Origin of the sequence: Aequorivita marina, from assembly GCF_031631895.2 — a bacterium.
GTDB lineage: Bacteria > Bacteroidota > Bacteroidia > Flavobacteriales > Flavobacteriaceae > Aequorivita > Aequorivita marina.
In genome coordinates, this window is the sequence record NZ_JAVMBW020000002.1 from 356536 (window position 1) to 369976 (window position 13441).

The 13441-nt window shown below is 35.9% G+C and carries 10 protein-coding genes; all 10 read right to left on the reverse strand.

All coding sequences use genetic code 11. From position 1 onward, the window contains the following. Nucleotides 1–103: 103 nt before the first annotated feature. The gene (locus QPK98_RS05640) at nt 104–1774 is read right to left on the reverse strand and encodes a hypothetical protein (RefSeq protein ID WP_310992083.1); all 1671 of its coding nucleotides are present in this window, start codon (nt 1772–1774) and stop codon (nt 104–106) included. Beyond that, on the reverse strand, nt 1771–3363 hold the full coding sequence (locus QPK98_RS05645) for a hypothetical protein (protein WP_310992084.1): 1593 nt from the start codon (nt 3361–3363) through the stop codon (nt 1771–1773). Before QPK98_RS05645 ends, QPK98_RS05640 begins: the two co-directional genes overlap by 4 nt. Nucleotides 3364–3908: 545 nt before the next feature. Then, a complete protein-coding gene (locus QPK98_RS05650; RefSeq protein WP_310992085.1) occupies nt 3909–5006 on the reverse strand; it encodes a HigA family addiction module antitoxin in 1098 nt (365 codons plus the stop codon). Nucleotides 5007–5008: 2 nt separating this feature from the next. Beyond that, entirely contained in the window at nt 5009–5341 is a 333-nt protein-coding gene (locus QPK98_RS05655; protein ID WP_310992086.1) for a type II toxin-antitoxin system RelE/ParE family toxin, read from the reverse strand. A 416-nt stretch (nt 5342–5757) separates the two neighbouring features. Continuing rightward, a complete protein-coding gene (locus QPK98_RS05660; RefSeq protein WP_310992087.1) occupies nt 5758–5907 on the reverse strand; it encodes a hypothetical protein in 150 nt (49 codons plus the stop codon). A gap of 94 nt (nt 5908–6001) precedes the next feature. Further along, on the reverse strand, nt 6002–9109 hold the full coding sequence (locus tag QPK98_RS05665; RefSeq protein ID WP_310992088.1) for a type I restriction endonuclease subunit R: 3108 nt from the start codon (nt 9107–9109) through the stop codon (nt 6002–6004). Between the two features lie 58 nt (nt 9110–9167). Beyond that, the gene (locus tag QPK98_RS05670; RefSeq protein WP_310992089.1) at nt 9168–9551 is read right to left on the reverse strand and encodes a GxxExxY protein; all 384 of its coding nucleotides are present in this window, start codon (nt 9549–9551) and stop codon (nt 9168–9170) included. Nucleotides 9552–9558: 7 nt separating this feature from the next. After that, nucleotides 9559–10728, reverse strand: coding sequence for a restriction endonuclease subunit S (locus QPK98_RS05675; protein ID WP_310992090.1), 1170 nt, complete (start codon nt 10726–10728; stop codon nt 9559–9561). Continuing rightward, nucleotides 10725–11732, reverse strand: a complete 1008-nt coding sequence (locus tag QPK98_RS05680) for a virulence RhuM family protein (protein ID WP_310992091.1) — start codon at nt 11730–11732, stop codon at nt 10725–10727. Before QPK98_RS05680 ends, QPK98_RS05675 begins: the two co-directional genes overlap by 4 nt. 13 nt (nt 11733–11745) lie before the next feature. Continuing rightward, nucleotides 11746–13290, reverse strand: a complete 1545-nt coding sequence (locus tag QPK98_RS05685) for a type I restriction-modification system subunit M (RefSeq protein WP_310992092.1) — start codon at nt 13288–13290, stop codon at nt 11746–11748. Nucleotides 13291–13441: the final 151 nt, after the last annotated feature.

A 13441-nucleotide genomic window follows, 5' to 3' on the forward strand; every position in this document is an offset into this window, starting at 1 on the left:
CTTAACGTGTAAAGAAAAACGAGTTATTTTTAAACTTTGAAACTAAAACTTCGAAAATATTAATATTGTCTATAATGATTAGACGTAAATTAACGCTTATATCCTAATTTGATTTTAGTAGTGATCTCCAATAAATCGGAAATGGCTGTGCCCTATAATGACGGCTTGCTAAATGCCCGATAATATCAAATCCATCTGTGAATATTCTAAATTTATCTTCAGGAACAAACAATTCAACTTCTTCGATCATCTCAGTTCGATAGTCTTCCAATTTCTCATAAACCTCTACTGAATGCTTTACAGCTCCAGTATCTCTATCGTATGGCTTTCTACAGAAAAGATCTTCCGTTTCCTTAGTTGCAAACCAAATTTGAAGATTCAAATCGGGAAATTTTTCTTTAATAATCTCTCTTAAAGAGTTGTAAAGATGACCTTCATTTAAAACAACTGAATATTCAATTAAAAGAATCAACAACATAGAAGAATCAATATCACAAACATCATCCCCATTTTCTATATCAACAAGCTTATCAAAATTCGTGAGAAAAAGCGGAAAGAATCTGTTCAACGCAAAATTATCATGGATGCCGATACTTAAATTATTAATCCAAGTCTTTGCCACATCCTTATAGTTCATTTTGATTAAAAAATTTAAAGCTAAAGCAACTTCTATATTATGTTCATCATAAACGGGATAGGTAGCTGGTGGATTTTGAAGAATTAAGGCACTTAAAGCCTTTGCAATTGAATGTGCCCCTCCAAGATAAGTTTCTGCAGGCTCCCCATTCTCTTCTCGATAATGAATTTTAAACTCTTGAATTTCTGTTAAACCTATAGTAGACAGAAGTCCTATTTCTTCCCATACAGAAAAAGTATATTCTAAGTTGTTTTTGGAGTACTTATAGAGACTATGAGGTGTGGTGTAATGAGCATTTACTTTATTAAAATAATTAATCCCAATAGTCCTTTTTAAGAAATGTAATTTATAAAATTCACTTCGCGCGTATTCTTTATCGAGACGCTGGTTTTTCTGAAGCCAGTCCCAGGACAACAACATACATCTTTCCCCTGCTAATAGAGCAGGCTTCAAGTTATCTATTTCCTCAGACCATTTGTATATAATGTTCAAGCATAATCGAACTAGTCGTTGCTGCCGCAGAATTTTTCGTTTTTGTTTTTCAGCCTTTTGTAGAATCTTTTCAATCAACTCGTAAAAATGGGATAAATCATAATCAGGTAAATCTATAAAAACCAATGTCTTTCTCAAGTTGGATTGATATTCTAAAGGGAATAATTTTTCGTTATTCAGATACACATCGAGCATTTCAGAGATTTTTCCAATACCCCAAAAAGCATATTCTAAATTATCCTGACTGTTTTCGTTAATGTAGGTACTCCAATTTATTCGTACGTTTTGTACAATTTCTCCATTAGTACATACTATAATTTTTTTCGGTAATTCTTTTAACTTTTTGTCTAGGATAACATTTAGATAAGTATCCTTTATTTCGTTTAGGGTGGGTCGTACTGAATGAATTCCACTATCCCAATTCGTTCTTGTCAAATTTCCCTGTTTGACAGCAATTAGAAATACTTTTTTGATATTATCCGAGGGGTCAACGCCAACCGCAGCTATATCCACCCCATACTGCCTACCCTTTTGAGGTTTAGACAATGGCGTTATTTTCATCCCTACCAAAAGATCAGTAATCAGAGTGTCTAGTTCACCGTCTTCCTTTAAAAGACTTATGTATTCGCTTAATAAAAATCTCATACTTGTCTTTTATGGTTTCGCCAAATCAATCGCAATTTACTTTGACCTATTGGATCAATAAACTCCCCTCTGGGTAGCTCAGCACTTGAGGATACATTAGCTAGTTTCATTTTCTTGGTATATTGGCCCATATATTTACTAAAAGAAGTTTCACCCGCTTTTAACTGAATGTTTTTAAGATGTTTGAGGAAAGAATCATCATTTCTCTCGACTTCTTTAAATGACTTGTTGATTTTTTTTTGTTGAATTTTATGTATGTGTCCAAGTCTCATTTCTGATGGAGAAAATTCTTTTAAAAATTCCAATTCAGAGTATGCTGTGTAATGTTTCTCCCCCTCTAGGATTATGCTTTCAATCATTGTTTTTAATTTAGGAGCTGCATTTTTTCTTTTATTACGTAAATATTCGATTGTTCCATAGTAATTGAAAATAAAATATGCCACGAAAACCTTCTTCAAAAAGCTCACTACAGTCTCGTCATTTATTTTAGCTTCAAGAATTGAATATATCATTGAGGTTGAAGTGTTTTTATCATATATATAACCTAGAATTTTATATGTAATATACTCCACATCAAAAGCCGTCATCTCTTCGAGTAATTTATTTGGAATCCTCATCTCTGGAATATTCCTTATATGCTTGGCGCGCATTATTTCAAAAACGGCGATATGAAAATTGGAATTATCACAATTCAGCCAGTTGGTTATAAGTTCAGCATATATGCTTACATCAACATCAATTATAGAATTAATCAAGAATTTAAATAAGTCTATATTCTTTGCGTGTGCTACATCATGTGCAACCCAGTTATTCAAAAAATTAATTACTGTCTCGGGCTCCTGTTTAATTTTATCGCCAAGAGTATATGAAAGTTGATTATATGCGCCTTTATATTCAATACTTAGAGAAATTAACTTATGGAGCACTTCTATATAGAGCTCCTTTTCTTTATTAATATCTAAATTGTAAGATAAAAGAAAAATCAACTCGATTTGAATTTCTATACTAGGTTCATTCCAAATTCTTCCTATAAATTCATCCGCATTATTTATTACCTCCCGTTTATTTCTACATGCAAATAGAATCGAAGGCCATATTTTTTTGAACTCTTGGTTTTCAAGAAACTCTTCAAATTTATCTTCGATAATTTCTAAAAATTCATGTTCAAGTTTTAATGATTCTGATTCAAGTTCAGCGATAGATTGGATACCAATGATCACTTTGGCATTATCACCAGAATGCACTAATTCTTTAATTTTTAAAACAGTTTCCTTCTTTTCGTTTTTATACAAACCAGATAAGACTTTGGTTAGCAATCTTAATTTATTAGAATCTTCTTGATTAACTAATTTATGGTATAGATCGTTTCCAAAATCAGAACAGGTGGATGAGGCTCTTTCAACACCATTTAAAAACTCAATTAAAGCTCCATCATTTTCGATTCTTTCCAAAAGCAGAGTAAGGGAGTTAAAAAGGATATCCACATTTAAGGTTTCAAGATTTTGACAAAAATCATAATATTCTCGCCAAAAATCACTGCTACTTCCATCAGCATCGAGCCCCAATAAAAAATCTTCTTTTTTGTTCATAACTACTTACCATCCAATTGCAAAATCTTAGACTAACATTTTCAAAAACAACCCCTATCCAATCCCCCCACTTATCCAACCAAACTTCTCCCATTATTTATTTAGCACCAATAATCAATCAGGCTGCCAAATAATTAGCCAACTTAATCATAATCAATACTCTTCTTCTTAAAGCATGGGTAAGCATCTACTATGTTATTTTAAAACGGTATTCTTTCTATGGAAGATTCTTGTCCCCACCACTAAAAACCCCCAACAAATACTCACTCTAAACAATTACTCATTTCGCTCCGTTGGAAACCACATTCTCCTACAAACCCTAGCGAAAGAGAATCTCCAACCCATTAATAAAAGTCTCGGAAAAATCTACCATCTCACTAAGTCATCTGTCGCCAATTGAATTTTGCTTTATAAAAAAGAACTTTCCTACTTCATCAACTCCTTATTAAAAGATAATTATGATTTCCTCAATCCAGCTATTACAATTCAGATAGGTATCTATAATTATATCCTACGTTACTAACAGTAAAATCTTATTCAATATTCTATCCTTCCTCAAGCTCAATAGCCTCAATAAACTCCCTCCCCTTATAGTAAGGAAGCAATTTTTTATGTTGTAAACGACCGATAATCATCGCTGGATGTGTTCCAAATTCTCTTGCGTATTTCATAATATCTTCAGGACTTAAAGGTACTTGGCTCAATACCTCCTCCTCCTCTTCTTGGGTAAAAGTCCAAGCCACTGCAAAATCATCAGCTTCCTTTTCCTTAGCGCTGTCCCAACCATCATAAGAGACATTTTCTATGGAAATAAATTTTTTACCGTGCAATAAAATATGGCCTACCTCGTGGAAAAATGTGAACCAAAATTTATCATTGGTTTTATACCTGGCTGACAACTGAATTAAAGGTGTATTACCTAACCAACGCGTAGATCCGTGAATAGGAGCACCGGGCAAACAAGGGGTGTAAACAACCTTGACCCCGGCATTTGCACAAATTTTCTGTAGTCGGTTGAAAAAATCTTCGGGCTGAGTAGCCATAATTTTTTTGATCTCAGGCAAACTTGCTCGTAACCGTTTCGAATCGTATTCTTGAGTCTCTATAGATGCAGCTTGCAACTCACCTTGTCTTAACCAGGCCGCAACAGCATAAGGTTTATTCGCATGCGCCAAGGAAATTCTAAATTCCACCAGCAGCGCTTTCTCAAAATAGTATCTCTCCCAAGCTTCATGAGTAGAAACCTGAAAAAAGCTGAATAATGCTTTCACTTTTTCCTCCACCTTTCGGGTTTTGGGTACCCACCCTTTAGCAGCCATTTTGGCGTAAGGAAATAAGCGTGCCCAAGATGAAGCGTTTTTTACAATTTCCTCCCTTTCCATTCTCGCCTTTGCCTCGTCAAAATCCTGTTGTCTTTTTAACCAAAAAGAAGCAGGAATCTTTAAAACATCCTCAAATTTCACTGCCATTTCAGAAGTAATCGAACTCTGACCTGAAAGAATCTCGGAAATAGTCTTCTGGGGCTTGTCCACACGAATGGCAAATTCCTTAGGCCCCATTCCCAATTCCTCCAACTTCTGCCCCAGAGTGAAACCGGGATGAGTAACAACTTCTGGATAATATTGATTTTCTTTTAAGCTCATAATTAGTGGTAATCCGTAATTTCGATGATCTCAATTCCTTTTATTTCCACCCACAAATACTGGCCATCTTCACCTGTCGGTATAGGCTGTTCATGGGGTTCAAAAATTAAGCGATAGGGATGCTTAAGATCGCAAGCCCATTGTCCTTTTCTATTCCCAGTCAACTCGTGATAGCGACCGGGCAAGTATCTAACATCTTCAAGAGTAGCAGCTGCTTTTAAATCATCCAGTCGTGTTTTAAATATAACGGCGCATCTTTTGCCAAGTTTCTTAACAGCTTCTCGGTCGTGGTGTGCATATTTGCTTAGTCTCTTGGTTGCAAACGTAATTTTCATTGGTTTAAATATTGCACTCCCCTCGGGAACAAAGATATAATATTTTAATTAACAGAAGGTGTTAATTAAAAAAATTAAGTAAGTTTTCAATATAGTATAGCTATTTGACAACTGTTTTCTTTCTGATAACTTCAGCAAGCTCATTTAAACTATCTCTTAATTGCTAAGTTCTATCAATATAAAGATTAATATCTGAATCCATTAAATTTACTTTTTTTAAGATTGTTTCGTCAATCAAGTCCGTAAATAGCGCATAAATATTATGTGTCAAATAATTTCGTTGTTTAGAAATTGCTTTAAAAGCTGTTTTATCATTTTCAGTAAAAGGTTGTTTTCGTTTGCAATCCTTATTAATGCTCCGAGTGTTGCTTTCTGAAAATCTCGATAAATGCCATTGCTCTTTAAAACTGAATCATTTAAGCTTCTAATTTTCCCGATGCTAAAGCAACTTTCCCTGATTCTGAAGTAAAATCCCCAGCTCCTACAAACAGAACCACATCTTCATCTCGTATTAATTCAAAAAGTCTTTGTTGTGCCATTGAGATCTTGTTAGCTTTCCAAATCATTATTTTTTTAAAAAAGAGATGTGACTTTCTTTTGTTTAATAAATGCTATTCCGTAAGGATTTTGGCAATATGTCTGCCTTTTGATCTAGAGTATCTATATCTCCCCACCAACCCCTTTAAACTTCTCCACAAAAGCAACAATCCTCTCAAATACACTTTGCTTTTTAGTCAAATACTGTGGGTTTAGCGGACTCATTTTGGGCAAAATGGAATTGAGTTCTGTTCCGGTCTCGCTAGCATACTCGCGTTTTAAAGAAGCAGTGATATAACGCTTTGCCTCTTCCACGTTTAAATCCTCTGTTGTTATTAGCTCCGTGGCCTCCATTTGCTGCTTTTCTTGCGCATACACAAAAAAAGCATCTATAATACCTGCCTTATCTTCAATGGTGTCAAGCTCAGTTTTATTAATAAAATCAACAACCAAGCTCTCCTTCGCTCTATTACCCAAACTGGCACGAATAATTCTTCTGATTTCCTCAATTAAAGAGGCTTTGTCTTTTGTCTTTTTATTTTCTTCGAAAATCAGCTCAAGGATATAATCTAAGTTTATCTCTTGTGATTTAAGCAGATCCACTTCAAAAACCACATCTTCCCAATCAATGGAAGACTCTTCCGCTTCTTTACCTCTCTTTTCTTCTCTCAACCAATCACGAATGTCATTATAGGTAGAGCGATAATCTTGGAGGGTACGGTCTGCCGGCAATTCAATGGCTCGCATTGCAGCGATATCCTCATCCGTAACAAAATGAGTTTCTTTAAACTCTTCTACAGCCTCCAAATCAGTCAAATCAACAGATTGAAGTGCTTTAAGATTGGTAAACTCATCATAGTTTTGAAGAATATTTTCAACCCGCAAATACTCACCAAATAACCTTACAAACTCCTTTTTGTCCGTCTCTTTGAAAATCTCATCGGGATTTGGAAATTTTTCGTTTAGTTCTCTTACAACCTCAATATAACCTCTTTTAGCTTCTCCCGTGGCAATGTCGGAAAAGCCTTCTAAATATTCTTTGTAACTCTTCTCTAATACTACGTTTTTAGTATTACTGTCTCCAAACAAGGTGATAGCGTCAACGGTTGCTTTTTCTAAATCGCGGAAAGTAATAATGTTTCCGAATGTTTTGGTTGCATCATAAATTCGGTTTGTGCGGGAAAAAGCCTGAATTAATCCATGATAACGCAAGTTCTTATCTACATAGAGCGTATTGAGCGTAGGCGCATCAAAACCAGTAAGGAACATGCCAACTACAATCAACAAATCAACTTCCTGGTTTTTTACCCGTTTGGCCAGGTCTCGATAATAGTCTTGAAAACCATTACTGTCAACGCCAAAATTCATTTTAAACATTTTGTTATAGTCATCGATCGCTCCGGTCAAAAATTCTTTTGCACTAAGATTCATTGCTGAAGGCTCAAAACTTTCATCCAGTATTTCACCAATGGCGCTTTGCTCCTCATTGGCTGCGTACGAAAAAATGGTTGCTATTTTTAAAGGCTTTTCACTTCCTTTTTGTAGTTTGCTTAATTCTTCATAATAACATTTAGCCGCATCTATGCTACTCACCGTAAACATGGCATTAAAACCCGTGTTGCTGCCGCGTGTTCTATGAGTTTTCTGTCGGAAATTCTGCAGAATATATTGCGAAATTTCTTTGATTCGAACCGGATGGAGCAAGGCTTTCTTGTTTTCAGAAGCGCTCAGCTTTTTATCGTCTATTTCGGTTTCTATTCCCTTAAATTGTGGTCGTACATCATTGTAATCTACCTTGAATTTAAGCACCTTATCATCGCGAATAGCATCTGTAATTACATACGAATGTAATTCCCTACCAAATACGCTTGCTGTTGTTTCTGAACCCAACGCATTCTGCGGAAAAATGGGAGTTCCAGTAAATCCAAATTGATAATACTTTTTAAACTTCTTTTTTAAATTCTTTTGTGCTTCCCCAAACTGTGATCGATGGGCTTCATCAAAAATAAAAACCACTTGCTTTTGAAAAATGGTCAAATTGTTTTCGCCTTTCATCAGATTATTCAACTTCTGAATGGTGGTGACAATAATCTTATTGTCATCTTTTTCAATATTTCTTTTTAACCCCGCAGTGCTCTCCGATCCGTTTACACTATCAGAAGAAAATCGTTGGTACTCTTTCATCGTCTGATAGTCCAAATCCTTGCGGTCCACCACAAAAAAGACTTTATCTATATAATCCAATTCAGTGGCTAATCTTGCTGCTTTGAAACTGGTCAGGGTTTTTCCCGATCCGGTAGTATGCCATATAAAACCACCACCTTCAGGAGTTGACCATTTTTTGGCTTCATAGGAACTTTTGATTTTCCATAAAATTCGTTCCGTAGCTGCAATTTGATACGGACGCATGATAAGCAAGGTGTCGCTTACATCAAAAACCGAATAATTAAGCAGTACATTTAATAAGGTATGTTTTTGAAAAAAGGTAGCTGTAAAATCTTTTAGATCTTTTATCAAGGAATTATCAGCCTTTGCCCAGTTCGTAGTAAAGTCATAACTGTTTTTATTGCGCTTTACGGTGTTGGCAAAATAACGGCTGTCTGTTCCGTTGGTAATAACAAAAACCTGTAAATACTTGTAAAGCGAATTTTCACTGTTGAAGCTTTCTTTACTATATCGATGCAATTGATTAAAAGCTTCGCGGATGGCAACCCCTCTCTTTTTTAATTCCACTTGCACCAAAGGCAAGCCATTCACCAAAATGGTAACATCATACCGATTGGAATGTGTCCCTGTCTGCTCAAATTGTTTGATTACCTGAACCTTGTTGCGTACAATATTCTTTTTATCAACCAAATAAATATTTTGGATGCGCCCATCATCAAAGACAAAATCATAGATATAATCATCGTGAATCTTTCTTGTCTTCTCTACAATATTATCACCAGGTCTATCCAAATACTCCTCTACAAAACGCGCCCATTCCCCATTAGAAAACGTCATATCATTCAGCGTTTGCAGTTGCACTCGAACATTGGCAAGCATAGCTTGAAGCGAAGTAAGATTATCAGGACTTTCATACCCTTGGTTGATTAAATCCTGAATAAATTCTCGCTCCAATGCAGATTCCGTTTGGTAAGAAGCGGAAGTTTCATGTGCCTCCGAATATTTGGTGTATTTATCAAGAACGATGAAGTTATTGGATTCTGCGATTGTTTTGTATGTACTCATTGTTTTTAGTTTTTAACCATGGAAGGTGTTTTTTACGAAAGGCACGAAAAACACGAAATTATAATGCGAGTCGTTTAATATTTGCTTTAGGGTAGGTGCCGAAATTCACGAGTAGCCCCAATTTCATATTTGTTGCTTTAAGGTAATTGAGTACCTGAGCTTCATGTATAGGTGCGGTTTGGTTTGAGGCTTTAAGTTCTACAATTATTTTGCCGTAGCAAATTATGTCGGGAATATACCTTTGTTTTAACGCTTCACCTTTATATGATAATGCCAATACTGCCTGAGCTACAAAGGGAATATTACGAAAACTTAATTCCTTTTCTAAGCACTCTTGATAAACGGCCTCCAAGAAACCAGAACCCATTTCACGATACACTTCAAAAATAGCCCCCTGAATAGCATAGCCTTCTTCTTTATAAATTATCTTCTCGTTCATCATTCTTTTATTACTGTATTTCGTGCCTTTTGTGTTTTTCGTGGTTAGTGCTAGGGAAAGTCAATAACAAATCTCGATAATACTCATACTGTTTATTTCTCAATTCAATCTCTTTGGGTAAACCTTCGCTGATAGAATTTGCAAGCGTGTCGAATTTATCGAGGATAGCTACTATTTCTTCTTTTATTTCGGGTAATGGGGTTGGAATTTTGATACTGTTTAGGTTCTTCTGGTTTAATTTAGGTTGAGCCGCACCTGATATATATTGCGTTAAGTCAATACTGTTCAAAAAGTATTCAACAAATTTTCTATCTGAATAACTCTTGAATTTCAACACATGAGCATGATTGTTCACCCAGCACTTCCCACTTACACTGAATGCTATAGGTGTATTTCTTGCGATTAAATTTGCTCCATCTTCGGAAACCAATAAAAAATCTCCATCGAAAATATAGTCTTTTACATAATCAACAATACCCGATGCGCCATAATATGGTATGTCACCTGATTCTCTTAGTCCACTTGTTATTGGTTTTCTCATTGAGTCCAAATTTTCCGCAACTTCCCCCAACGTCCTCCATTCCACTCGTTGCGGTGAGCTTGCCGAACCGTCTCCCTCCTCAAAACTCAACAACTCCTCCCGATAATACTCATACTGTTGTTTACGAGCTGTAAGCTCTGCTGTAAGCTCTGCTGTAAGCTCTGTAAACGTATCGAGAATACGAACGATTTCTTCCTGAATTTCGAGGGGTGGGATGGGGATTTTTTTCTTAGCATAATTACTAATCCATTGTCTTTTATGGTCACCTGCAACTAATCCACTTGGCAATGTGTTTAACCAATGATACACAAATCTTAATAATAATTTAGATTCATCCTTTGAAGTAATCATCTTCATCGCAGATGATTTAACTTTAAAATCAAAGTCAACCCATTTATTTGCTGTAGTAAAATCATCAAAAATAATTACTGGACTTTTCGAGGCATAATAAATACCATTAAGTTCATCAGTATATCCAAGAATAAAAGATTTTCCTGCTGTTAAAACAGGTGTCTCAAATTCATCATTGTAATTCGTTGATTTTACTCTATACTTAGTTGGTTGTTCATAGATTGTATGCTCTCCCAAATCTTTCCACTCTATTTCAACCCCTTTCAATAATTTCTCTAAATAACTCATGCCTTCCCTTTTTTCTTTGCTTCTTTTTCAATTTCAGCAATCGTTTTTAAATAATCCTTTTCTACCCCGCTAAGTGTTTGGCTTTTATAGTTCTTATATTCTGAACTTACTTTTATCTTGGCATCTTTAGCTGATATTTTGCCGGCATCACTAAGTATTTTACGCCCTGCAGATTTTAAAATAGTATCCAATTCTTTTATATAATCGGCCATACGCATTTCCCGTTCTTCTATGGCATTTAATTCGGCCAAATCAAAATAAGCAGCAACTAAATTATTGAGTATTTTTAACTCCTTTTCCTCCAAATAATTTTTAGCAATCATAGCTTCCGCTTGTGTCGGTTGCTCTCCTTTGAAATTGGTTAAACCTGCAAAGGGTTTATCGCTATCCACACGCATATAGATAACCTCGCTTGCTGTATGGCCATGTGCAGCGTAATGCAATTTATTTTGAACAATTTTGAAAAAAGTGATACTCTCTTCGCTTTTGGAATCGTAATCAATAGCCGTAGCGTATAAATCCAATACCTGCCGATACATCACTTTTTCACTCGAACGTATATCGCGGATACGGTCCAGTAGTTCCTTCCAATAATTTCCTCCGCCTAAGTTTTTTAGACGGTCATCATCCATAGTAAAACCTTTGACAATGTACTCTTTAAGTCGTTGGGTAGCCCAAATACGGAATTTTGTGGCAGTGGAGGACTTTATTCTGTACCCCAATGAAATAATCATATCAAGGTTATAAAAAGGTATTTCTCTTTCTACTTGACGATTGCCCTCTAATCGAACTTGTCGGAAATTCCGACAGGTTGAATTTTTGTCTAGCTCCCCTTCATCATAGATGTTTTTAATATGCTCCACCACATTGGTTCTCGATGATTGATAAAGCGCTGCCATTTGTTGTTGCGAAAGCCATACATTTTCATCTTCAAGACGAACTTCAATTTTAGTTAATCCGTCTTCTCTTTGATATATGATTAATTCACCTTTTTGTTCTTCCATACTGCTTTCCATTCTAAGATATACTCTTTACAATTGAATCAATATCCGTTCTAAGGCGATCAATCTTTTTCACCGTTTCAGCTATTTCAGAATTGAGCACCTCAATATCAATCACTTCTCTGGTATCCTCAAATTCCACATAGGAAGTTACCGAAAGGTTGTAATCATTCTTCGCTATTTTTTTATTATCAACCGTAGTTGACACATACTCCACAGCTTCTTTGCTGTCGAAAATTTTCATAATCTTCGCAATATGCTTGTCGGTCAGCACATTGTTGTTGGTAGCTTTCTTGAAGAAATCTTCACCACTGGCATCGATAAATTGTGTCTTGTTATCTGTTTTACTTTTTGACAACACCAGGATATTTACTGCTATAGAAGTACCAAAAAAGAGATTCGGAGGCAAAGAAATAACAGTTTCCACAAAGTTATTGTCTATCACATACTTTCTAATCTTCTGTTCTGCACCCCCACGGTAAAAGATACCAGGAAAACAGACCAACGCAGCCCTACCTTTACTCGATAGGTAACTCAACGCATGCAGCACAAAGGCAAAATCTGCCTTAGATTTGGGAGCAAGAACACCCGCAGGCGCAAAACGATCATCGTTGATTAGCGTTGGGTCGGCACTCCCAATCCACTTTACAGAATAAGGAGGATTAGAAACAATGGCATCAAAGGGTTTGTCGTCTCCCAACTTTGGATCTATAAGCGTATCTCCAAGTACAATATGAAACTTGTCGTAATTAATGTTGTGCAAAAACATATTCATACGTGCCAGATTATAGGTGGTATGATTGATTTCCTGCCCAAAAAATCCTTCTTCAATAATATGATTGTCAAAATGCTTTTTAGCCTGCAACAATAAAGATCCAGACCCTGCGGCCGGATCGTAAATTTTATTGACGGTTTTTTGTCCATGCATAGCTAATTGTGCGATTAGTTTCGACACATTTTGAGGTGTAAAAAACTCCCCTCCCGATTTTCCCGCATTCGCTGCGTAATTGGAAATCAAAAACTCATACGCATCCCCAAACAGGTCAATCTCATTATCTTCAAAATCGCCCAAGTTCAAGCCTTCTACACCTTTTAAAACTTTTGCCAAACGGCTGTTTTTATTATTCACTGTATTCCCTAATCGACTACTGGTCGTATCAAAGTCTGCAAATAATCCTTTTATATCATCTTCGGACGGATACCCATTGGCTGAATTTTCAATAGCAGCGAAAATAGCAGCCAAATCTGTATTCAGATTTTCATTGGTATTGGCACCTTTAGCGATATTTTTAAAAAGCTGACTTGGGTAGATAAAATAGCCTTTCGTTTTAATCGCATCATCTTTAATCTCCGCTGTTATCACATCATCCGATAAGCTGACGTAATCCACACTATCATCCCCACCTTCAATATAAAGAGTGAAGTTCTCACTAATAAAGCGATAGAAGAGTGTTCCTAACACGAAGTGTTTAAAATCCCATCCATCTACCGAGCCACGAACATCGTTGGCTATTCTCCAAATTTGGCTTTGTAATTGGGCGCGTTGATTTGTACTTGTCATTGTATATTTTCTATTAAATGTTTTAGGTTTATAATGATGCTCCCTTAATGATTGTCCATATTATACAGGACTTAAATTATTAAGAAATGGATTTTAACTTGATCCATTGTCATAGCATTCTTTAGGGACCATATCAAGTCGGACAATTTAC